The organism is Pseudomonas sp. Ost2, from assembly GCF_018326065.1.
Taxonomy (GTDB): Bacteria; Pseudomonadota; Gammaproteobacteria; order Pseudomonadales; family Pseudomonadaceae; genus Aquipseudomonas; species Aquipseudomonas gingeri.
Genome location: NZ_AP021904.1, coordinates 6,174,471 through 6,194,902, shown reverse-complemented (window position 1 = coordinate 6,194,902; position 20,432 = coordinate 6,174,471). Strand labels below are relative to the sequence as shown.

Annotated in this window: 20 protein-coding genes, 1 other RNA gene and 1 pseudogene; 17 read left to right on the top strand and 5 right to left on the bottom strand. The window is 61.4% G+C overall.

Translation table 11 applies throughout. The features are described 5' to 3' along the window. Positions 1-23: 23 nt before the first annotated feature. Positions 24-1,160 carry an acyl-CoA dehydrogenase family protein gene (locus KI243_RS27380; protein WP_017123586.1) on the top strand — a complete coding sequence of 379 codons (1,137 nt, stop codon included), beginning with the start codon at positions 24-26 and terminating at the stop codon, positions 1,158-1,160. A gap of 144 nt (positions 1,161-1,304) precedes the next feature. On the opposite strand, the gene KI243_RS27375 is transcribed toward KI243_RS27380, so the two are convergent. Next, the gene (locus KI243_RS27375; RefSeq protein ID WP_017123587.1) at positions 1,305-2,345 is read right to left on the bottom strand and encodes an NADP(H)-dependent aldo-keto reductase; all 1,041 of its coding nucleotides are present in this window, start codon (positions 2,343-2,345) and stop codon (positions 1,305-1,307) included. Between the two features lie 245 nt (positions 2,346-2,590). On the opposite strand from KI243_RS27375, the gene rplM reads away from it, so the two are divergent. The 7 genes and pseudogenes from rplM to KI243_RS27340 all read left to right on the top strand — a co-directional run bounded on the left by rplM (position 2,591) and on the right by KI243_RS27340 (position 7,493). Then, positions 2,591-3,019, top strand: a complete 429-nt coding sequence (rplM, locus tag KI243_RS27370) for a 50S ribosomal protein L13 (RefSeq protein ID WP_017123588.1) — start codon at positions 2,591-2,593, stop codon at positions 3,017-3,019. A 14-nt stretch (positions 3,020-3,033) separates the two neighbouring features. Continuing rightward, positions 3,034-3,426: a 30S ribosomal protein S9 gene (gene rpsI / locus KI243_RS27365; protein WP_177106548.1), complete on the top strand. Its 393-nt coding sequence runs from the start codon at positions 3,034-3,036 to the stop codon at positions 3,424-3,426. A 254-nt stretch (positions 3,427-3,680) separates the two neighbouring features. Next, positions 3,681-4,277, top strand: coding sequence for a ubiquinol-cytochrome c reductase iron-sulfur subunit (gene petA / locus KI243_RS27360; RefSeq protein WP_042934291.1), 597 nt, complete (start codon positions 3,681-3,683; stop codon positions 4,275-4,277). Beyond that, positions 4,274-5,484 (top strand): annotated as a pseudogene (locus KI243_RS27355) (cytochrome bc complex cytochrome b subunit). Before petA ends, KI243_RS27355 begins: the two are co-directional and overlap by 4 nt. Continuing rightward, a complete protein-coding gene (locus KI243_RS27350) occupies positions 5,484-6,266 on the top strand; it encodes a cytochrome c1 (RefSeq protein ID WP_017123592.1) in 783 nt (260 codons plus the stop codon). The pseudogene KI243_RS27355 and the gene KI243_RS27350 overlap by 1 nt, the downstream one beginning before the upstream one ends. A 184-nt stretch (positions 6,267-6,450) precedes the next feature. Further along, entirely contained in the window at positions 6,451-7,068 is a 618-nt protein-coding gene (locus KI243_RS27345) for a glutathione S-transferase N-terminal domain-containing protein (RefSeq protein ID WP_017123593.1), read from the top strand. An 11-nt stretch (positions 7,069-7,079) separates the two neighbouring features. Then, positions 7,080-7,493 (top strand): ClpXP protease specificity-enhancing factor, encoded by a 414-nt coding sequence (locus tag KI243_RS27340; RefSeq protein WP_212810107.1) that lies wholly within the window; start codon positions 7,080-7,082, stop codon positions 7,491-7,493. Positions 7,494-7,616: 123 nt separating this feature from the next. Here the strand turns inward: KI243_RS27340 and KI243_RS27335 are convergent, their stop codons facing one another. From KI243_RS27335 to KI243_RS27320, 4 genes are all read right to left on the bottom strand, one after another. Further along, a complete protein-coding gene (locus KI243_RS27335; protein ID WP_177084147.1) occupies positions 7,617-8,195 on the bottom strand; it encodes a BON domain-containing protein in 579 nt (192 codons plus the stop codon). Continuing rightward, the gene (locus KI243_RS27330) at positions 8,192-8,785 is read right to left on the bottom strand and encodes a phosphoheptose isomerase (RefSeq protein ID WP_017123596.1); all 594 of its coding nucleotides are present in this window, start codon (positions 8,783-8,785) and stop codon (positions 8,192-8,194) included. Before KI243_RS27330 ends, KI243_RS27335 begins: the two co-directional genes overlap by 4 nt. Positions 8,786-8,999: 214 nt before the next feature. Next, positions 9,000-9,371 (bottom strand): YraN family protein, encoded by a 372-nt coding sequence (locus tag KI243_RS27325; RefSeq protein WP_177084149.1) that lies wholly within the window; start codon positions 9,369-9,371, stop codon positions 9,000-9,002. Further along, complete coding sequence (locus KI243_RS27320; protein WP_212810106.1) at positions 9,371-11,182, bottom strand: penicillin-binding protein activator; 1,812 nt, start codon at positions 11,180-11,182, stop codon at positions 9,371-9,373. The genes KI243_RS27325 and KI243_RS27320 overlap by 1 nt, the downstream gene beginning before the upstream one ends. A gap of 249 nt (positions 11,183-11,431) precedes the next feature. Between KI243_RS27320 and rsmI the strand changes: the two genes are divergently transcribed. From rsmI to mraY, 9 genes are all read left to right on the top strand, one after another. Continuing rightward, complete coding sequence (gene rsmI, locus KI243_RS27315) at positions 11,432-12,274, top strand: 16S rRNA (cytidine(1402)-2'-O)-methyltransferase (protein WP_017123599.1); 843 nt, start codon at positions 11,432-11,434, stop codon at positions 12,272-12,274. A gap of 144 nt (positions 12,275-12,418) precedes the next feature. Beyond that, positions 12,419-12,772: RNase P RNA component class A (rnpB, locus tag KI243_RS27310), an RNA gene on the top strand. Between the two features lie 310 nt (positions 12,773-13,082). Further along, a complete protein-coding gene (mraZ, locus tag KI243_RS27305) occupies positions 13,083-13,538 on the top strand; it encodes a division/cell wall cluster transcriptional repressor MraZ (protein WP_026013246.1) in 456 nt (151 codons plus the stop codon). Between the two features lie 2 nt (positions 13,539-13,540). Beyond that, positions 13,541-14,482 (top strand): 16S rRNA (cytosine(1402)-N(4))-methyltransferase RsmH, encoded by a 942-nt coding sequence (rsmH, locus tag KI243_RS27300; RefSeq protein ID WP_103032752.1) that lies wholly within the window; start codon positions 13,541-13,543, stop codon positions 14,480-14,482. Beyond that, positions 14,479-14,772 carry a cell division protein FtsL gene (ftsL, locus tag KI243_RS27295; RefSeq protein ID WP_017123603.1) on the top strand — a complete coding sequence of 98 codons (294 nt, stop codon included), beginning with the start codon at positions 14,479-14,481 and terminating at the stop codon, positions 14,770-14,772. Before rsmH ends, ftsL begins: the two co-directional genes overlap by 4 nt. Then, positions 14,772-16,508: a penicillin-binding protein 2 gene (locus KI243_RS27290; protein WP_167331612.1), complete on the top strand. Its 1,737-nt coding sequence runs from the start codon at positions 14,772-14,774 to the stop codon at positions 16,506-16,508. Before ftsL ends, KI243_RS27290 begins: the two co-directional genes overlap by 1 nt. Next, positions 16,508-17,971, top strand: a complete 1,464-nt coding sequence (locus KI243_RS27285; protein WP_103032748.1) for a UDP-N-acetylmuramoyl-L-alanyl-D-glutamate--2,6-diaminopimelate ligase — start codon at positions 16,508-16,510, stop codon at positions 17,969-17,971. The genes KI243_RS27290 and KI243_RS27285 overlap by 1 nt, the downstream gene beginning before the upstream one ends. Continuing rightward, the gene (gene murF / locus KI243_RS27280) at positions 17,964-19,346 is read left to right on the top strand and encodes a UDP-N-acetylmuramoyl-tripeptide--D-alanyl-D-alanine ligase (protein WP_017123605.1); all 1,383 of its coding nucleotides are present in this window, start codon (positions 17,964-17,966) and stop codon (positions 19,344-19,346) included. Before KI243_RS27285 ends, murF begins: the two co-directional genes overlap by 8 nt. Then, complete coding sequence (mraY, locus tag KI243_RS27275) at positions 19,346-20,428, top strand: phospho-N-acetylmuramoyl-pentapeptide-transferase (protein WP_017123606.1); 1,083 nt, start codon at positions 19,346-19,348, stop codon at positions 20,426-20,428. Before murF ends, mraY begins: the two co-directional genes overlap by 1 nt. Positions 20,429-20,432: the final 4 nt, after the last annotated feature.

The following is a 20,432-nucleotide window of genomic DNA, read 5'->3' as shown; positions in this document are numbered from 1 at the left end:
CCACGTGTTTGCAAGGTACCCGCATGATTCCCAGAACCCTGTTCAGTTCCGAGCACGAGCTTTTTCGCAGCAGCGTGCGCAAGTTTCTCGAGCAGGAGGCGCAGCCTTTCCATGCTCAGTGGGAGAAACGCGGGTACATCGACCGTGAGCTGTGGAACAAGGCGGGGGAGGCGGGGATGCTCTGTTCCCATCTGCCGGAAGCCTACGGCGGCATGGCGGCGGACTTTCTCTACAGCGCGGTGGTGATCGAGGAGATCAGCCGCCTGGGTTTGAGCGGGATCGGTTTCTCGCTGCACTCGGATATTGTCGCGCCCTACATCCTGCATTACGGCAGTGAAGCGCTGAAGCTCAAGTACCTGCCGCGACTGGTCAGCGGCGAGATGGTCACGGCCATTGCGATGACCGAGCCGGGTGCCGGTTCCGACCTGCAGGGGGTGAAGACCACGGCGGTGCTGGATGGCGACGAATACGTCCTCAATGGTTCGAAGACCTTTATTACCAACGGCTTTCTCGCCGACCTGGTGATCGTGGTCGCCAAGACCGATCCGAAGGCAGGGGCCAAGGGCACCAGTCTGTTTCTGGTGGAGGCCGATACACCGGGCTTCGCCAAGGGCAAGCGTCTGGAGAAGGTCGGGATGAAGGCCCAGGACACCTCGGAGCTGTTTTTCCAGGATGTCCGGGTGCCGAAAGAGAACCTGCTGGGCCAGGCCGGCATGGGCTTTGCCTACCTGATGCAGGAGTTGCCACAGGAGCGCCTGACGGTGGCCGTGGGTGGCCTGGCGTCGGCCGAGGCGGCGTTGCAGTGGACATTGGAATACACCCGCGAGCGCAAGGCCTTCGGCAAGTCCATCGCGGATTTCCAGAACACCCGCTTCAAGCTGGCGGAAATGGCCACCGAGATCCAGATCGGCCGGGTATTCGTCGACCGCTGCCTGGAGCTGCATCTGCAAGGCAAGCTCGATGTGCCGACGGCGGCCATGGCCAAGTACTGGGGCACGGACCTGCAATGCAAGGTGCTCGACGAATGCGTGCAGTTGCATGGCGGCTACGGCTTCATGTGGGAATATCCGGTGGCCCGGGCCTGGGCGGACGCGCGGGTGCAGCGGATCTATGCGGGGACCAACGAGATCATGAAGGAGATCATTGCCCGTTCGCTGTGACAGGTGGAGGGCGCAATCCCTGTAGGAGCGAGCTTGCTCGCGAAGAGGTCCTTGAGAGCGACAGGCGCTTCGGGGGCAAGCCCCCTCCCACAGTCATCTGGCATCGGTGGGAGGGGGCCTGCCCCGAGCGGCACGGGCGGTCGCTTACGGCGCGGGGTTCGGATGATCCTTGTGGATCGCCTCGATCCCGGCCAGCACTTCCTCGGACAGTTTCAGCTCGGCGCTGGCGATGTTGCTGTCCAGCTGTTCGAGCGTGGTCGCGCCGATGATGTTGCTGGTCACGAATGGTTGCCGGGTCACGAACGCCAGGGCCATTTGCGCCGGGTCCAGGCCGTGTTCACGGGCCAGGGCGACATAACGGCTGCACGCGGCTTCCGACTGCGGGTTGAAATAACGGCTGAAGCGGCTGTACAGGCTCAGGCGAGCCTTGTCCGGGCGCGCGCCGCCTTCGTACTTGCCCGACAGGAAGCCGAACGCCATCGGCGAATAGGCCAGCAGGCCGCACTGTTCGCGCAGGGCGACTTCCGCCAGGCCGACTTCGAAGCTGCGGTTGAGCAGGTTGTAGGGGTTCTGGATCGACACCGCCCGCGGCCAGCCGCGACGTTCGGCTTCGAGCAGGAACTTCATGGTGCCCCATGGCGTTTCGTTGGACAGGCCGATATGGCGGATCTTGCCGGCCCTGACCTGCTCGTCCAGCGCTTCGAGGGTTTCCTCGATCGGCGTGAAGTCCTCGTCGGCCTTGTGCTTGTAGCCCAGTTGCCCGAAGAAGTTGGTGCTGCGCTCCGGCCAGTGCAACTGGTACAGGTCGATCCAGTCGGTCTGCAAGCGCTTGAGGCTGGCATCGAGGGCCTGGACGATATGCTGGCGGTTGTGCTTGAGGCTGCCGTCGCGGATGTAGCCGATGCCGTTGCCCGGACCGGCGATCTTGCTCGCCAGGATCCAGTCGGCGCGATCGCCGCGCTGCCTGAACCAGTTGCCGATCATGCGTTCGGTGCTGGCGTAGGTTTCAGCCTTGGGCGGCACCGGGTACATCTCGGCGGTGTCCATGAAGTTGATGCCGGCGGCCTTGGCGCGCTCGATCTGGGCAAAGGCCTCGGACTCGGTGTTCTGCTCGCCCCAGGTCATGGTCCCCAGGCAAATTGCACTCACGTTCAGATCGGTCCGGCCTAGCTGACGGTATTCCATTGGCTGCTCCTGTGGGAAAACGACCATAAAAGCAGGTTGAAATTTTTTTCGCAATCTGCATAATTACGCACCTCTTTATGCAGTGGAAGTGATGCGCCGCCGCCAAAGAATCTTGCCGTTGAACGGACGCGCCGACCCGAGCCCCCGAAAGCGTCTGTATCCGGCTGCCTTTGACCTTGTCAAAGTACGCACTATTCAGTAAGATCCGCCGTCTTATTTACAGGCGGCCCCTGAGGCTATAAAGAATGAAAACTTTTACTGCTAAACCGGAAACAGTTAAGCGCGACTGGTTTATCGTCGACGCTGCTGGTCAGACCCTGGGTCGTCTGGCCACCGAAATCGCGAGCCGCCTGCGTGGCAAGCACAAAGCCGAATACACTCCGCACGTCGACACCGGTGACTACATCGTTGTCATCAATGCTGAGCAAGTTCGTGTTACCGGTGCCAAAACCACCGATAAAATGTACTACTCCCACTCCGGTTTCCCGGGCGGCATCAAGTCGATCAACTTCGAAAAGCTGATCGCCAAGGCGCCAGAGCGCGTGATCGAGACCGCGGTCAAGGGCATGCTGCCCAAGAATCCGCTGGGTCGCGACATGTACCGTAAGCTGAAAGTCTATGCGGGCGCTGTGCACCCTCATACCGCTCAGCAGCCTCAAGAACTGAAGATTTAACGGAGTAGTTCAATATGTCGGCGACTCAAAATTACGGTACTGGCCGTCGCAAGACCGCAACTGCGCGCGTCTTCCTGCGTCCGGGTACTGGTAACATCTCCATCAACAACCGCACCCTGGACACCTTCTTCGGTCGCGAAACTGCCCGCATGGTAGTTCGCCAGCCGCTGGAACTGACCGAGACCGTCGAGAAATTCGACATCTACGTCACCGTCATCGGTGGTGGTGTGAGTGGTCAGGCTGGCGCAATCCGCCACGGTATCACTCGTGCCCTGATGGACTACGACGAGACTCTGCGCGGTGCACTGCGTAAAGCCGGCTTCGTAACTCGCGATGCCCGTGAAGTTGAGCGTAAGAAAGTCGGTCTGCGTAAAGCGCGTAAGCGTCCGCAGTACTCGAAGCGTTAATTCGCTCTCGGCTTCAGAAAAAGCCCGGTTCCCTTGTGGAACCGGGCTTTTTTTATGGGCGAAATATTTGCTGTGACAACTTGCCACATCCGTAGACCCCCTATACTACAAGGCTTGGGGCAGTGTGGGCCCGGTAATTACCTTGTCAGGGGTGGGGCTTTTCATTACCATTCGGCAAAATTTTTATAAGTACAAAGTTTTTACTTAGTAGACGCCTGATTTAACAGGCCACAAAGCTGATGGGAGAGGACTGAATGAGCAATGACGGCGTGAATGCAGGCCGACGTCGCTTCCTCGTAGCAGCCACGTCCGTGGTAGGGGCTGCAGGAGCGGTGGGGGCTGCGGTCCCGTTCGTGGGGTCATGGTTTCCCAGTGCCAAGGCGAAAGCCGCAGGCGCACCGGTGAAAGTGAATGTCAGCAAGATCGAGCCAGGACAGCAGATGATTGCTGAATGGCGTGGCCAGCCGGTATTCATCGTTCGCCGCACCCCGGAAATCATGGGTAATCTGAAGAAGATCGAAGATCAACTTTCCGATCCCCAGTCCAAGAACTCGACACAACCAACCTACGTTGATCCAGAGACGCGTTCGATCAAGCCGGAAATCCTCCTGCTGATCGGTATCTGTACGCACCTGGGTTGTTCGCCGACATTCCGTCCGGAAGTGGCACCTGCCGATCTGGGGCCCAAGTGGGTAGGGGGCTATTTCTGCCCTTGCCACGGCTCCCACTACGATCTGGCGGGGCGCGTCTACAAGTCCCAGCCCGCGCCCTTGAACCTCCCGGTTCCGCCGCATTCCTATGAGACCGACGAACTTATCGTCATCGGCGTCGACAAGGAGAACGCTCAATGAGCAAGTTCATGGATTGGGTGGATGCCCGCTTCCCCGCGACCAAGATGTGGGAAGACCATCTCAGCAAGTATTACGCGCCGAAAAACTTCAACTTCTTCTACTTCTTCGGCTCCCTGGCCCTGCTCGTCCTGGTCAACCAGATCGTCACCGGTGTCTGGCTGACCATGAGCTACACCCCTTCGGCGGAAGAGGCGTTCGCCTCCGTCGAATACATCATGCGTGACGTCGAGTACGGCTCGATCCTGCGCCTGCTGCACTCCACAGGCGCTTCGGCGTTCTTTATCGTGGTCTACCTGCACATGTTCCGTGGCCTGCTCTACGGTTCGTACCAGAAGCCGCGCGAGCTGGTGTGGCTGTTCGGCATGCTGATCTACCTGGCGCTGATGGCCGAGGCCTTCATGGGCTACCTGCTGCCGTGGGGGCAGATGTCCTACTGGGGCGCCCAGGTGATCATCTCGCTGTTCGGTGCGATCCCGGTCATCGGCAACGACCTGACCCAGTGGATCCGTGGTGACTACCTGATTTCCGGGATCACCCTGAACCGCTTCTTCGCCCTGCACGTGGTGGCCCTGCCGATCGTGATTCTCGGCCTGGTGGTGTTGCACGTACTGGCGCTGCACGAAGTCGGTTCGAACAACCCCGACGGCGTCGACATCAAGAAGCACAAGGACGAGAACGGCGTACCGCTGGACGGCATCGCCTTCCATCCGTACTACACCGTGAAGGATATCGTCGGCGTGGTGGTGTTCCTGTTCATCTTCTGTTCCATCGTGTTCTTCTTCCCGGAAATGGGGGGTATTTCCTCGAAAAACCGAACTTCGAACAGGCCAACGCCTTCAAGACGCCGGAGCATATCGCCCCTGTCTGGTACTTCACGCCGTTCTACGCGATCCTGCGGGCGATTCCCGACAAGCTCATGGGCGTGATCGCCATGGGTGCCGCGATTGCCGTGCTGTTCGTCCTGCCATGGCTCGATCGCAGTCCGGTCAAGTCCATGCGCTACAAGGGCTGGATGAGCAAGATCTGGCTGGTGGTGTTCTGTATTTCGTTCGTGATCCTGGGCGTGCTGGGCGTTCTGGCGCCGACCCCCGAGCGTACGTTGCTGTCGCAGGTCTGTACCTTCCTGTACTTCGCCTACTTCATTCTGATGCCGTTCTATACCCGGCTCGAGAAGACCAAACCGGTTCCGGAAAGGGTGACTGGCTGATGAAAAAACTATTTGCTGTTTTGTTGCTTGCGGCGCTGCCGGTACTGTCTTTTGCCGCCGAACATGGTGGTCCGGAACTGGAAAAAGTCGATATCGACGTTTCCGACAAGGCTGCCATGCAGGACGGTGCGCGGACCTTCGCCAACTATTGCATGGGTTGCCACAGCGCCAAGTTCCAGCGTTATGAGCGTGTTGCCGACGACCTGGGGATTCCCCATGACCTGATGCTCAAGAACCTGGTGTTCACCGGCGCCAAGATCGGCGACCACATGAACATCGGCATGCAGCCGGCGGATGCCAAGGCCTGGTTCGGTGCGGCTCCGCCCGACCTGACCCTGGTGGCACGGGTGCGTGGGACCGACTGGCTGTATGGCTACCTGCGGTCCTTCTATGAAGATCCTGCGCGTCCATGGGGTGTGAACAACAAGGTCTTCCCGAATGTCGGCATGCCGAACGTGCTGGTGGGCCTGCAAGGTCGCCAGGTCGTCGGTTGCAAGCAGGTCCAGATCGTCGAGGACGGCAAGAAGCAGTATGATCCGCTGACCGGTACGCCATTGACCCATGAGGCGTGCGATCAGCTGACCATCGTGCCGAAAAGCGGCAGCCTGACCGAAGAGCAGTTCGATGAGAAGGTCAAGAACCTGGTGACCTTCCTGGCCTACTCGGCCAACCCAGTGAAGCTGGAGCATCAGCGCATCGGTACCTACGTCTTGCTGTACCTGGCCTTCTTCTTCGTGTTCGCTTATCTGCTCAAGCGCGAATACTGGAAGGATGTGCACTGATAACGTTGTAATATAGCTGTCAATCGTGCGCGCCCAAGGGTGCCTCTGAAGATGTAGCAAGTGGGACAGGCAGGATGAAGCCGGCAACGGTGTCATCCACCGCAGGTCCTGCCGCTACGGGAGGCTTCCCTTGGGCGCGCGCGTTTTCCGTTTCCGATAATTTCAACAAGCGAGGAGGACCGCCATGGGCGTGACCAACCGGTTGGCCTGTTACTCCGACCCCGCCGACCACTATTCCCATCGAGTGCGCATTGTGCTGGCGGAGAAGGGTGTCAGCGCCGAGATCATCAGTGTCGAGGCGGGTCGTCAGCCGCCGAAGCTGATCGAAGTGAACCCTTACGGCAGCCTGCCAACCCTGGTCGATCGTGACCTGGCGTTGTGGGAGTCGACGGTGGTGATGGAATATCTGGATGAGCGCTACCCGCATCCACCGCTGCTGCCGGTTTATCCTGTGGCGCGGGCCAACAGCCGGCTGCTGATGCACCGCATCCAGCGCGACTGGTGCGGATTGGTGGACCTGATCCTGGATTCGCGGACCAAGGAGCCGGCACGCGTGCAGGCTCGCAAGGAATTGCGCGAGAGCCTCACCGGGGTTTCTCCGCTGTTCGCCGACAAGCCATTCTTCCTCAGTGAGGAGCAAAGTCTGGTGGATTGCTGTCTATTACCGATACTCTGGCGTCTACCGATTCTGGGTATTGAATTGCCGCGGCCGGCCAAGCCGCTGCTCGATTATATGGAGCGCCAGTTTGCGCGTGAGGCTTTCCAGGCAAGTCTGTCTGGTGTCGAACGCGATATGCGCTAAGGAGCCGTTTGATGAACTCCAGTCGTCCTTATTTGGTTCGTGCCCTGTACGAATGGATAGTGGATAACGATTGCACCCCGCACATACTGGTCAATTCCGAGTACCCCTCGGTCCAGGTGCCGCAGGGTTTCGCCAGTGACGGGCAGATCGTGTTGAATGTTTCGCCGAGTGCCGTGCGCCACTTGCACATGGATAACGAAGCGGTCAGTTTCGAAGGGCGTTTCGGCGGTGTGCCGCATACGCTGTACGTGCCCATCGGGGCCATCCTGGGGATCTATGCCCGGGAGAATGGCCAGGGCATGGTGTTCGATCTCGAGTCGCCCCTGGAGGAGGACGAAGAAGTCGAGCCGGATGATGACGGTCCGCCGTCGGGGTCGGAGCCACCGCGTCCCAGCGGCCGGCCTAGCCTGAAGGTAGTGAAGTAATAAAAAAGGCGCCTCATCCGAGGCGCCTTTTTTACATCGTATTTCCGACCTGTCGCGATCCCCGTAGGAGCTGGCTTGCCAGCGATGAGGCCGGCAAGCCGGCTCCCACAGTGATGAGCCGGATCAGTCGATGTACTCGAAGAGCTTGACGATCTTCTGTACCCCGCCAACACCCTGCACCAGGTTGGTTGCGCGGGTCGCTTCCTGTTGTGTGACCAGGCCCAGCAGGTAGACGATGCCATTCTCGGTCACCACCTTGATGCGCGAGCCGGGGATGGTGTTGTCGGTCAGCATCTGTGCCTTGATCTTGCTGGTCAACCAGGTGTCGTTGCTGCGGGCGGCGAACGAGGAGGGCTGGAGGACCTGCAGCTCGTTGTTCACTTTCTTCACCCGTTGAACCGCGGCGGCGGCTTGCTCGGCCTTGGCCTTGAGCTCTTCGCTGGGCGTCTGGCCGGCCAGCAGGACGATGCCGTTGAAGCTGGTCACGACGATATGGGAAGACACTTCCAGGGCCGGGTCGGCCTTGGCTACGTTTACCTCGACCTTGGTCTGGATCAGTGAGTCGTCGATCTTGCTGCCGAAGGTGCGGGTGCCCCGATCGTCATTGATCGGCTCGTCGCGGGTTGCGGTCAGTACCGAGCTGCAACCACTGATGCCCAGGCACAGGGTCAAAGCCAGCAGGCTAAGGCGATTAACGGTCATTCTTCACTCCCGAACAGTTGGCTGTCGATCAGATCGCACAGGCAGTGGATCGCCAGCAGGTGGACTTCCTGGATACGTGCGGTGACGTTGGCGGGGACGCGGATTTCCACGTCCTCGGGCAGCAGCAGCGAAGCCATGCCGCCGCCGTCACGTCCCGTCAAGGCTACGACAACCATTTCGCGATCATGTGCGGCCTGGATTGCCTGAATAATGTTGGCGGAGTTGCCGCTGGTGGAAATCGCCAGCAGGACATCGCCGGGTTGGCCGAGCGCGCGGATCTGCTTGGAGAAGACTTCGTTGTAGCTGTAGTCGTTGGCGATCGAGGTGATGGTCGAGCTGTCGGTGGTCAGGGCGATGGCCGGCAGGCTCGGTCGCTCGCGTTCGAAGCGGTTGAGCAGTTCCGAGGAAAAGTGCTGGGCATCACCCGCCGAGCCGCCGTTGCCACAGGAAAGCATTTTGCCTTCGTTGAGCAGGGCGTTGACCATGATCTGGCTGGCTTGCTCGATGTGAGGTGCAAGAACGTCCATCGCCTGTTGCTTGGTGTCGATACTGGCCTGGAAAAGCTGGCGAATTCGGGATTGCATGTCCATCTAATTGTGACCTTAAGTAGGGCGGCTGCCAGGCAGCTTGAAAACTACTGCAGGCTCGGCGCCTTTAGCGTTACGCGCGCAATGCTGCGTTTTCAAGCTGCCTGGGCGGGCGCTGTCCGGGGTTTCCCGGAGGCTGCCCGGCACAAGAATGTGCAGCCCGCAAAGCAAAGAGCAAAATCGGTGAATGAAAAGTAACCGGCTCGACAACCAGGGGTCAGTTGTCGAAGGCATTCCGTAGCCAGTTCAGCTGGGGTGCTGCTTCCAGGTCGCCCTCTATGGCGATCACATCGAAACGGCAGGGGCGACTGGCCCAGCGTGACTCGCGTTGCAGGAAATACTGCGCCGCGAATATTAACTTCTTGCGCTTTCGGGCATCGATGCTGCCCGCGGCGCCACCCCACTGGGTGTTTTTTCTATAACGAACTTCGACGAATACTACTGTATCGCCGTCGAGCATGACCAGATCAAGCTCGCCGCGTTTACATAACCAGTTCTGCGCCAGCAGGCGCAGCCCTTGTTGTTCGAGATGCCGGAGCGCGAGGCTCTCGGCATCCTTGCCGCTTTTCAGGTGCAGGCCATCGGGCATCAGCGCGGTGTGTCCGGCAGGCGCTGGACCTGGCCGCTGACGAACTGGGCCCAGGGCAGCTGGCGTTCGACCCGTTGTCCCTGATCCATGCTCAGGCTGCCGGAGAGGCCTTCGATGCGGCTGTCCGGCAGGGCCTTGAGCTGACCCAGGCGCGGGGCCAGTCGGTAGGCATCGACGCCCATGGCATACAGGCGCCCCAGGCTGCCGCCGGCTTGTGGCCATTGGGCGGTGACCTGTTTGCGCAGTGGGTCGTTGGCATCCAGCAGCCATGGGGTTTCGCAGAAGCGAATGCCGTTCATGTCGTTGTACTGGTTGATATCGCCCGTGGCGCTGAACAGGTGCGAGGTGGCGTACACGGGCACGTCACCGGCGTACTGGAAGTTCAGGGTCGGCTTGATCTGCTGGGCCTGTTGCGGTGTCGCGGCGAGGAAAATGAACTCGATGTCCTGGCGGCGCGAAGGTTGGGCGGCGACCTGGCCGCCCACGGTGCTTTGCAGGCTCTTGGCGCGCCCTTCGCTCTGACGCAACTGGAACAGGTCGGCAATCTGCTGGGCCAGGGCCACCGGTTGATCGACGTGTTCGACACCGACCACGGTGCCGCCGTTGGCTTCCCAGTCCTGGCGGAAGGCTTTCAGTACGCGATCGCCCCATTCGCCTTTCGGCACCATGGCCGCGGCGCGGTGCAGGCCGTCGGCACGGGCCCGACGCGACACTTCACGGGCTTCGTCTTCGGCAGCCAGGCCGAACTGGAACAGTTGCGGCGGGTTTTGCGTGCTTTCGCTGTAGTTCAGCGCCAGGGTGGTGATCGGCAGTTGTGGGCGAGCGCTGAGTTGCTTGACCAGGGGTTTTTCCAGCGGGCCGATCACCAGTTGCACGCCGGCGGCCTGGGCCTTGCGATAGAAATCATCCAGGGAGCCCAGGCGCGAGCTGTCATAGAACTCGATGACCGGTGGTTTTTGTCCGGCCTGCTGGGCCTGGTAATGAGCGGCCATGAAGCCTTCACGCAGCGCCTTGCCGACGGAAGCCAGCGGGCCGTCGTTCGGCAGCAGCAGGGCGATCTTGTTCAGTGGCTGGCTGGCCAGTTCCTTGAGCTTGACCAGCGGTTGCGGCAATTGCAGGGCCGCCGGGTGCTTGGGGTTCTGCGCGCGCCAGGTGTCGATGGCGGCCTGCTGCTGTTCCAGGGTGCCGGAAGTCTTGACCGCCAGGGCCAGGCCGAGCCAGCCGCTGAGGTCGTCGCTGCCGGTCGGTTGCAGTTGATCGGTCGGCAGTGCCGCGATCAATGCCCAGATCGCCTCGTGGTTGACCCGGGCGGCGTCGCCGCTGAGCAGTGGCGCGATGAAGATGCGCTCGCGAGCCGCGGCCAGGGCCTGGCCATCCGCTTCGAGGGCGCGGGCACGGACGGTCTGGGTGCGGATCTGCTGGTCCACCGGCAGTTCGCCAAGGCGTTCCAGGCTCGGGTGGTTCAATGCCGCCAGGGCTGCCTTGGGCTGGTTGCGGGTCATCGCCAGTTCGGCGGCCAGGGTGCTGGCAAACACCTGCTGGGCCGGCTTGAGCTGGTCCAGCGGCACCTGGGCGAGTATCTGCGATGCACGACCGGTGTCTTTCTGGCGGTAGGCCAGATCAGCGGCGGTCAGTCGCAGCAACGCGGCCTTGTCCGGCGTTTTGCTGGTGGAGGCCTGTTCGAGCAGTTGCTCGATGGTGGCATCCGGGGTCCGTGGAAGTTCGCCAAGGCTGGAGGAGGGCGAGCTGGCGCATGCCGCCAACAAGGCAGCAAGGCAGAGGGCAGAGAACAGCCGCAGGCAAGCGATCATGTAAGTGTTCCTGATACTCGATCAAATTAGCGTGGAATTGTACCCAAGCACTGGCCGGGGCGCGATGTTGCTGGCGTGAAACCATCAAATTAGGTCGTACAAAGCATGTCCGTGACGGCAAATTCCCCGGTCGGACCAGTCGGGCTTGCGGTTGTGGAGCGTATCGGCAGGGCCTCTACGCGCTACAATGGGTTTTTCGTTCTTCTTGAGGTGTGCGCTTTGACTGCTCCAGGTGCTTTGAATTCCGCGATGGGCTCGCTTTATGTGGTGGCGACACCCATCGGTAACCTGGATGACATCAGTGCGCGTGCCATGAAAGTACTGCGCGATGTGTCGCTGATCGCGGCGGAAGACACCCGGCACTCGTTGCGACTCTTGCAGCACTTCGGTATCGCCACGCCGCTGGCGGCCTGTCACGAGCACAACGAACGTGATGAGGGTAGCCGTTTTATCGCCAAGCTGTTGGCGGGCGAGGACGTTGCGCTGATCTCCGACGCCGGCACGCCGCTGATTTCCGATCCGGGTTATCACCTGGTGCGCCAGGCCCGGGCCGCGGGGATCAAGGTGGTGCCGGTGCCCGGTGCCTGTGCGCTTATTGCGGCGCTGTCGGCGGCCGGGTTGCCGTCCGATCGCTTTATCTTCGAAGGCTTCCTGCCAGCCAAGGCGGTCGGACGTCGCTCGCGCCTGGAACTGTTGAAGGAAGAGCCACGGACCCTGATCTTCTACGAGGCGCCGCACCGGATCCTCGAATGCCTGCAGGACATGGAGCTGGTGTTCGGCCCGGAACGCCCGGCGTTGCTGGGGCGCGAGCTGACCAAGACCTTCGAGACGCTCAAGGGCTTGCCGTTGGGCGAGTTGCGCGGCTTTGTCGAGGCCGACAGCAATCAGCAACGGGGCGAGTGCGTGGTCCTGGTTGCCGGTTGGACTGCGCCGGAAACCGACGATGCGGTCGGTGCCGAAGCCATGCGTATCCTCGATCTGCTGCTCAAGGAAATGCCACTCAAGCGTGCCGCGGCCCTGGCGGCGGAAATCACCGGTGTGCGCAAGAATGTGCTGTATCAGGTCGCGCTCGAGAAACAGAAAAACGACTGACTTATTTGGAGGTGGGATTGATCCATGGTTGGTGTCGGGTTTTTCCTGGGTAAAGTGACCGGAATCCCTGTGGCCGGGCTTATCGGGACAGTGGCGGCTTTAAAGCTTGTCCTTCGTGTCATGTGCCGGTAACCTTCGCGGCGGAGAGTCGATTGGACAGTCGCTGCCCTCTATGAAAATTAGAGGGGGGAGGAAAGTCCGGGCTCCATAGGGCGGAGTGCCAGGTAATGCCTGGGAGGCGCGAGCCTACGGAAAGTGCCACAGAAAATAACCGCCTAAGCATTTCGGTGCCGGTAAGGGTGAAAAGGTGCGGTAAGAGCGCACCGCACGTCTGGCAACAGTTCGTGGCTAGGTAAACCCCACTCGGAGCAAGACCAAATAGGGTTCCTAGGCGTGGCCCGCGCTGGAACCGGGTAGGTTGCTAAAGATGTCCAGTGATGGCCATCGTAGAGGAATGACTGTCCTCGACAGAACCCGGCTTACAGATCGACTCTCCACCTCTTTCCCTCCCTGCTCGCAATCGCTGGCAGAAGCGCATTTGTAATACCGAAAAAATCTTACTCTTAACAAATCACTTTAACTTCAGACCTCAAATTTTTGAGCTGCATGAAGTTTGTCTGGCAAAACCCTCTCCGAATTGTCCCAAAGTCTCCTTTTATGCTCCTAAATCTCCGTTCTGTAAGGCTTTTCCTTAGGACCGCGCCTTGACGGTGTGGTGGGCGCATTCCTATAGTGTGCACAAGTGGCGGAAAGTGGCATGAAGTGGGTTTTTTGAACGTAAAACGCTAATATTTGGAGAAACGCATCTGTGTTTCGCGGAGCTAACGCTATCAGTCTCGATGCAAAGGGCCGTCTCGCCATGCCGAGCCGGTACCGTGACGAGCTCGATTCGCGTAGTTCCGGACAATTGATCGTCACCATTGATGCGGTGGATCCCTGCTTGTGTGTGTACCCGCTCGATGAGTGGGAACTGATTGAAACCAAGTTGCGTGCGTTGCCGTCGCTGCGGGAAGAGAACCGCCGTCTGCAACGTCTGCTGATTGGTAATGCCGTCGATCTCGAACTCGACGGCAGCGGCCGTTTCCTGGTGCCGCCGCGCCTGCGCGAGTACGCGAAGCTGGACAAGCGCGCGATGCTGGTGGGCCAACTGAACAAGTTTCAACTGTGGGACGAGGACGCCTGGAATGCTGTATCTGCAGCTGACCTGGCGGCCATTCAACAACCGGGCGCGATGCCTGATGAACTGCGTGATCTGATCCTGTGACTATTGATAGCGGCTTCAACCACATCACCGTACTGCTTGACGAAGCCGTCGAGGCTCTCGCCGTACGTCCTGATGGCTGCTATCTGGACGGCACTTTCGGTCGTGGCGGGCATAGCCGGCTGATTCTCAGCAAGCTCGGGCCGGATGGCCGACTTCTCGGTTTCGACAAGGATCCACAGGCGATTGCCACCGGGCAAGCGCTAGCGGCCGAAGACGGCCGCTTTGTCGTTGTGCAGCGCAGCTTTGCCGAGCTGGGTTCGGAGATCGTCGAACGCAATATGGCGGGCAAGGTCAACGGCATCCTGCTCGACCTCGGGGTGTCCTCGCCGCAACTGGACGACCCGGAGCGCGGCTTCAGTTTCATGAACGACGGCCCGCTGGACATGCGCATGGATCCGTCGCGCGGGATCAGTGCCGCCGAGTTCATCGCCACGGCACCGGCAGAAGAAATCGCCCGTGTCTTCAAGGAATATGGCGAAGAGCGATTCTCCGGCCGCATGGCCCGGGCCGTGGTCGAGCGCCGTGCAATCAAGCCTTTCGAACGTACCGCCGACCTGGCCGAAGTGCTCAAGGTCGCCAATCCTGCCTGGGAAAAGGGCAAGAACCCGGCTACCCGGGCTTTCCAGGGGCTGCGCATCCACGTCAACAATGAACTGGGCGATCTTGAAACCGGCCTCGAAGCGGCGCTCGATGCCCTGGAAGTCGGTGGCCGCCTGGTGGTGATCAGTTTCCACTCGCTGGAAGACCGTATCGTCAAGCTGTTCATGCGACGCCTGGTCAAGGGCGAGGGTGACAATCTGCCGCGTAACCTGCCGGTACGTCATCAGGCGTTCGAGCCGCGTATCAAGGTACACGGCAAGGCGCAGTTCGCCTCCGAAGCCGAACTCAAGGCCAATCCACGCGCGCGCAGCGCCGTGATGCGGGTCGCGGAGAAGTTGCGGTGAGCAAGCTCTACGCCAAGCCACTTCCCGGCGGAAGCTTTTTCATGTTCCTGCTGTTTATCGCCGTGCTGGTCTCCGCCATCGGCGTGGCCTACAGCGCGCACTGGAATCGTCAATTGCTCAATTCGTTGTATGGCGAACTGAGTGTGCGTGACAAGGCCCAGGCCGAATGGGGCCGCCTGATCCTCGAGCAGAGCACCTGGACGGCCCATAGCCGGATCGAGACCCTGGCCACCGAACAACTGAAGATGCGCATCCCCAGCCCATCCGAAGTCAGGATGGTGGCGCCATGATGAAACTCGAGGGCGCACTCTATCCGTGGCGCTTCCGCGTGGTCCTCGGCGCGCTGGCGATCATGGTCGGCTATATCGGCTGGAAGATCGTCGACCTGCAGGTCATCGACCGCGCGTTCCTGATCGGCCAGGGCGATGCGCGCAGCATGCGGCATATCCCGATTCCCGCGCACCGTGGTCTGATCACCGACCGTAACGGCGAGCCCCTGGCGGTCAGTACGCCGGTGACCACGCTGTGGGCCAACGCCAAGGAAATGCAACTGGCCAAGGACCGCTGGCCGGCACTGGCCATGGCGCTCGGGCAGGACCCGAAGCTGCTGACCGAACGCCTGGAACAACAGGCCAACAAGGAATTCATCTACCTGGTTCGCGGCCTGACCCCGGAGCAGGGCCAGGCCGTGCTCGATCTTAAGGTTCCCGGTGTCTATGGCATCGAGGAATTCCGGCGTTTTTATCCGGCCGGCGAAGTGGCGGCCCACATGGTCGGCTTTACCGATATCGACGACCATGGTCGCGAAGGGGTGGAGCTGGCCTACGACGAGTGGCTGGCCGGGGTGCCGGGCAAGCGACAGGTGATCAAGGACCGGCGCGGCCGGCTGATCAAGGATGTCCAGGTCACCAAGAACGCCAAGGCCGGCAAGCCCTTGGCGTTGTCCATTGACCTGCGCCTGCAATACCTGGCCAACCGCGAACTGCGCAACGCCCTGGTGGAAAACGGCGCCAAGGCCGGCAGCCTGGTGATCATGGACGTGAAGACCGGCGAGATCCTCGCCATGGTCAACCAGCCGACCTACAACCCCAACAACCGTCGCAACCTGCAGCCGGCGATGATGCGCAACCGCGCGATGATCGACGTGTTCGAGCCGGGTTCGACCATGAAGCCGATCTCCATGAGTGCCGCCCTGGAAACCGGGCGCTGGAAGCCTTCCGACACGGTCGAGGTCTATCCGGGCACCCTGCAGTTGGGCAAGTACACCATTCGTGACGTATCCAAGACCGAAGGCCCGGTGCTCGACCTGACCGGCATCCTGATCAACTCCAGTAACGTGGGGATGAGCAAGGTCGCCTTCGATATCGGTGGCGAGGCGATTTTCCGCGTGATGCAGAAAGTCGGCCTGGGCCAGGACACCGGCCTCGGTTTCCCCGGCGAGCGTGTCGGCAACCTGCCGAACTACCGTGAGTGGCGCAAGGCCGAGACGGCGACCCTGTCCTATGGCTACGGCCTGTCGGTGACCGCCATCCAGCTGGTGCACGCGTTCTCGGCGCTGGCCAACAACGGCAAGATCGTCCCGCTGACCCTGATCAAGACCGACAAGATGCCCGAGGGCACCCAGGTCATCCCGGAAAATGTCGCCAAGACCATGCAAGGCATGCTGCAGCAGGTGATCGAGGCTCCGCGGGGTGTCTGGCGTGCCAAAGTCCCGGCCTACCATGTCGCCGGCAAGTCCGGTACCGCGCGCAAGACATCGGTCGGCACCAAGGGCTATGCCGAGAACTCCTACCGCTCGCTGTTCGCCGGTTTCGGTCCGATGAGCGATCCGCGCTACGCCATCGTGGTAGTGATCGACGAACCGAGCAAGGCCGGTTACTTCGGCGGCCTGGTCTCGGCTCCGGTCTTCAGCAAGGTGATGTCCGGCACCCTGCGGCTGATGAACGTCAGCCCGGATGACCTGTCGAGCATTCCGCAGCAGCAAGCCATTGCCGCACCCGTACCTGTAAAAGGAGGGCGTGGTTAATGTCCCTGAGCCTGAACAAGATCTTTCCTCACGCCGGCCGCGATCTGCTGATTCGCGAGTTGGCGCTCGACAGCCGCAAAGTGCGTGCCGGCGACCTGTTCCTGGCGGTGCCGGGCGGCAAGGTCGATGGCCGCAGCCATATTGCCGACGCCCTGCAGCGCGGCGCGGCGGCGGTTGCCTATGAAGTGGAAGGCGCCACTGTCCTGCCGATCACTGATATCCCGCTGATCCCGGTCAAGGGCCTGGCGGCACAGTTGTCGGATATCGCCGGGCGCTTCTATGGCGACCCGAGTCGTCAATTGAACCTGTTGGGTGTCACCGGGACCAACGGCAAGACCAGCGTCACCCAACTGGTTGCCCAGGCCCTGGACCTGCTCGGCCAGCACTGTGGGATCGTCGGCACCCTGGGTACCGGTTTTTATGGTGCCCTGCACAGCGGCCTGCATACGACGCCGGACCCGATTGCCGTCCAGGCGACCCTGGCTGACCTGAAGAAAGCCGGTGCCAAGGCGATTGCCATGGAAGTGTCTTCCCACGGCCTGCACCAGGGCCGCGTCAGCGCGCTGGCGTTCGACGTGGCGGTGCTGACCAACCTCTCCCGCGATCACCTCGATTACCACGGCACCATGGAAGCCTATGGGGCCGAGAAGGCCAAGTTGTTCGGCTGGACCGACCTGAGCTGCCGGGTGATCAATATCGATGACGATTTCGGTCGTCAGCTGGCAGCGCAGGAACACGAATCCCGGCTGATCACCTACAGCCTGGAAGACAGCGGCGCCTATCTGTATTGCCGCGATGCGCAGTTCGGCGACGAAGGTGTGCGCGCCACCCTGGTGACCCCGCAAGGTGAACACCACCTGCGCAGCACGCTGCTGGGGCGTTTCAACCTGAGCAACGTCCTGGCCGCAGTGGGCGCATTGCTGGGGCTGGATTACGCGCTGGATGAGATTCTCCGGGTGCTGCCACAGCTCGAAGGCCCGGCCGGTCGCATGCAGCGCCTGGGCGGCGGCGCCTGTCCCCTGGTGGTGGTGGATTACGCCCACACCCCGGACGCCCTGGAAAAAGTCCTGCTGGCCCTGCGCCCACATGCCAAGGGGCAGTTGCGCTGCCTGTTCGGCTGTGGCGGCGACCGTGATCGCGGCAAGCGTCCGTTGATGGCGGAAGTGGTCGAGCGCCTGGCCGACAGCGTGCTGGTCACCGACGACAACCCCCGGACCGAAGATCCCCTGCGGATTTTCGACGATATCCGCGCGGGTTTTGTCGCCGCCGATGCCGTCCGCTTCGTGGCCGGTCGTGGCCTGGCCATTGCCGAACTGATCGCCGCGGCCAAGGCCGACGATGTGATCGTCCTGGCTGGCAAGGGCCATGAGGATTACCAGGAAATCAATGGCGAACGCCATGCCTTCTCCGATCTGGTCGAGGCATCGAAGGCACTGCAAGCCTGGGAGGCCGCACATGCTTGAAGCCATGCAGTTGAGTGCCGTCGCCAATGACCTGTCGGGGCGTCTTGTCTCGGCGGACGCGAGTTTCTCCGGAGTGAGCATCGACAGCCGGGCCATCCAGCCGGGCCAGTTGTTTGTCGCCCTGACCGGTCCGCGTTTCGACGGGCACGATTACCTGAACGATGTGGCGGCCAAGGGCGCCGTCGCGGCGTTGGTCGAACGTGAAGTCCCGGGAACCGAACTGCCCCAGTTGCTGGTGCGCGATACCCGCCTGGCGCTCGGCCAACTGGGTGCCCTGAACCGTGCCCGGTTTACCCGGCCGGTGGCGGCGATCACCGGCTCCAGCGGCAAGACCACGGTCAAGGAGATGCTCGCGAGCATCCTGCGTACCCGAGGGCTGGTGCTGGCGACCCGCGGCAACCTGAACAACGAACTGGGTGTGCCGTTGACCCTGCTCGAACTGGCGCCGGAACACAGCGCTGCAGTGATTGAACTGGGCGCTTCGCGCATCGGCGAAATCGCCTACACCGTCGCCATGACCAAGCCTCATGTGGCCATCTTGAACAATGCCGGAACCGCCCATGTCGGCGAGTTCGGCGGCCCCGACAAGATCGTCGAGGCCAAGGGCGAGATCATCGAGGGCCTGCAGGCCGATGGTGTTGCCGTACTCAATCTGGACGACAAGGCCTTCGCCATCTGGAAAGCCCGTGCCGGTGCGCGCAAGGTGCTGAGCTTTGCCCTGGGCAACAGCGCCGCCGACTTCCATGGCAGCGATATTTCCCGCGATCCGCGCGGTTGCCCGCAGTTCGTACTGCACGGCCCCGACGGCAGCGCGCCCGTGCAACTGAATCTGTTGGGCAGCCACAACGTCGCCAACGCCCTGGCGGCGGCGGCGGCGGCCCATGCGCTGGGTATTTCCCTGCCGGGCATCGTTGCCGGGCTGGAAGCTGTCCAGCCGGTCAAGGGCCGGGCAGTCGCGCAACTGGCCAGCAACGGCGTGCGGGTCATCGATGACACTTACAACGCGAACCCCACCTCGATGTGCGCGGCCGTTGATATACTCGCCGGCTTTTCCGGCCGCACCGTTCTGGTGCTCGGGGATATCGGCGAGTTGGGCGAGTGGGCGGAGCAGGGACATCGTGAAGTAGGGGCCTATGCCGCCGGCAAGGTTTCAGCGCTGTATGCGGTGGGGCCGATGATGGTCCACGCCGTCAACGCATTCGGCCAGCAGGCTCGTCATTTCGCCACCCAGGCCGATCTGATCGAGGCGCTGGGCGCCGAACAAGACACCAATACCACCATTTTGATCAAGGGTTCGCGCAGCGCTGCGATGGAAAACATCGTCGCGGCTTTGTGCGGGCCTGCGCCTCATGTGCATAAGGGAGAGACGCATTAATGCTGCTGCTGCTAGCGGAGTATCTGCAACAGTTCTACAAAGGCTTCGCGGTCTTTCAGTACCTGACCCTGCGCGGGATTCTCGGGGTGCTGACCGCGTTGTCTCTGTCGCTGTTTCTCGGCCCGTGGATGATTCGTACCCTCCAGAGCCTGCAGATCGGCCAATCGGTTCGCAATGACGGCCCGCAATCGCACCTCTCCAAGTCCGGCACGCCGACCATGGGGGGCGCGCTGATCCTGTCGTCCATCGGTATCAGCACCCTGCTGTGGGCCGACCTGCACAACCGCTATGTCTGGGTGGTGCTGCTGGTCACCCTGCTGTTCGGGGCTGTCGGCTGGGTCGACGACTATCGCAAGGTGATCGAAAAGAACTCCCGTGGCCTGCCCAGCCGCTGGAAGTATTTCTGGCAGTCGGTGTTCGGCCTGGGCGCGGCGATTTTCCTGTTCATGACCGCACAGACTCCGGTGGAAACCACCCTGATCGTGCCCATGCTCAAGGACGTCAGCATCCCGCTGGGCGTGGGCTTCGTGATCCTGACCTACTTCGTGATCGTCGGTTCGAGCAACGCGGTCAACCTCACCGATGGCCTCGATGGCCTAGCGATCATGCCGACGGTGATGGTCGGCGGCGCGCTGGGGATCTTCTGCTACCTGTCGGGTAACGTGAAGTTCGCCGAATACCTGCTGATTCCCTATGTACCGGGCGCGGGCGAACTGATCGTGTTCTGTGGCGCGCTGATCGGTGCCGGCCTCGGTTTCCTCTGGTTCAACACCTATCCGGCCCAGGTTTTCATGGGCGACGTCGGCGCCCTGGCGCTGGGTGCCGCGCTGGGTACCATCGCGGTGATCGTCCGCCAGGAAATCGTCCTGTTCATCATGGGCGGCGTGTTCGTGATGGAAACCCTGTCGGTGGTGATCCAGGTCGCCTCTTTCAAACTGACCGGCCGCCGGGTTTTCCGTATGGCGCCGATTCACCACCACTTTGAACTCAAGGGCTGGCCCGAGCCGCGCGTGATTGTCCGTTTCTGGATCATCACCGTGATTCTCGTGTTGATCGGCCTTGCCACCCTGAAGCTGAGGTAGAACA

Excerpts from the sequence above, each read along its gene's own strand:
- KI243_RS27285 (WP_103032748.1), top strand. The coding sequence starts at position 16,508 with ATGTCCCTGAGCCTGAACAAGATCTTTCCTCACGCCGGCCGCGATCTG.
- KI243_RS27330 (WP_017123596.1), bottom strand. The coding sequence starts at position 8,785 with ATGGACATGCAATCCCGAATTCGCCAGCTTTTCCAGGCCAGTATCGAC.
- rplM (WP_017123588.1), top strand. The coding sequence starts at position 2,591 with ATGAAAACTTTTACTGCTAAACCGGAAACAGTTAAGCGCGACTGGTTT.
- KI243_RS27375 (WP_017123587.1), bottom strand. The coding sequence starts at position 2,345 with ATGGAATACCGTCAGCTAGGCCGGACCGATCTGAACGTGAGTGCAATT.
- petA (WP_042934291.1), top strand. The coding sequence starts at position 3,681 with ATGAGCAATGACGGCGTGAATGCAGGCCGACGTCGCTTCCTCGTAGCA.
- rsmI (WP_017123599.1), top strand. The coding sequence starts at position 11,432 with ATGGGCTCGCTTTATGTGGTGGCGACACCCATCGGTAACCTGGATGAC.
- KI243_RS27380 (WP_017123586.1), top strand. The coding sequence starts at position 24 with ATGATTCCCAGAACCCTGTTCAGTTCCGAGCACGAGCTTTTTCGCAGC.
- KI243_RS27345 (WP_017123593.1), top strand. The coding sequence starts at position 6,451 with ATGGGCGTGACCAACCGGTTGGCCTGTTACTCCGACCCCGCCGACCAC.
- KI243_RS27320 (WP_212810106.1), bottom strand. The coding sequence starts at position 11,182 with ATGATCGCTTGCCTGCGGCTGTTCTCTGCCCTCTGCCTTGCTGCCTTG.
- murF (WP_017123605.1), top strand. The coding sequence starts at position 17,964 with ATGCTTGAAGCCATGCAGTTGAGTGCCGTCGCCAATGACCTGTCGGGG.
- rpsI (WP_177106548.1), top strand. The coding sequence starts at position 3,034 with ATGTCGGCGACTCAAAATTACGGTACTGGCCGTCGCAAGACCGCAACT.
- KI243_RS27350 (WP_017123592.1), top strand. The coding sequence starts at position 5,484 with ATGAAAAAACTATTTGCTGTTTTGTTGCTTGCGGCGCTGCCGGTACTG.
- KI243_RS27290 (WP_167331612.1), top strand. The coding sequence starts at position 14,772 with ATGAAACTCGAGGGCGCACTCTATCCGTGGCGCTTCCGCGTGGTCCTC.
- KI243_RS27340 (WP_212810107.1), top strand. The coding sequence starts at position 7,080 with ATGAACTCCAGTCGTCCTTATTTGGTTCGTGCCCTGTACGAATGGATA.
- mraY (WP_017123606.1), top strand. The coding sequence starts at position 19,346 with ATGCTGCTGCTGCTAGCGGAGTATCTGCAACAGTTCTACAAAGGCTTC.
- KI243_RS27335 (WP_177084147.1), bottom strand. The coding sequence starts at position 8,195 with ATGACCGTTAATCGCCTTAGCCTGCTGGCTTTGACCCTGTGCCTGGGC.
- KI243_RS27325 (WP_177084149.1), bottom strand. The coding sequence starts at position 9,371 with ATGCCCGATGGCCTGCACCTGAAAAGCGGCAAGGATGCCGAGAGCCTC.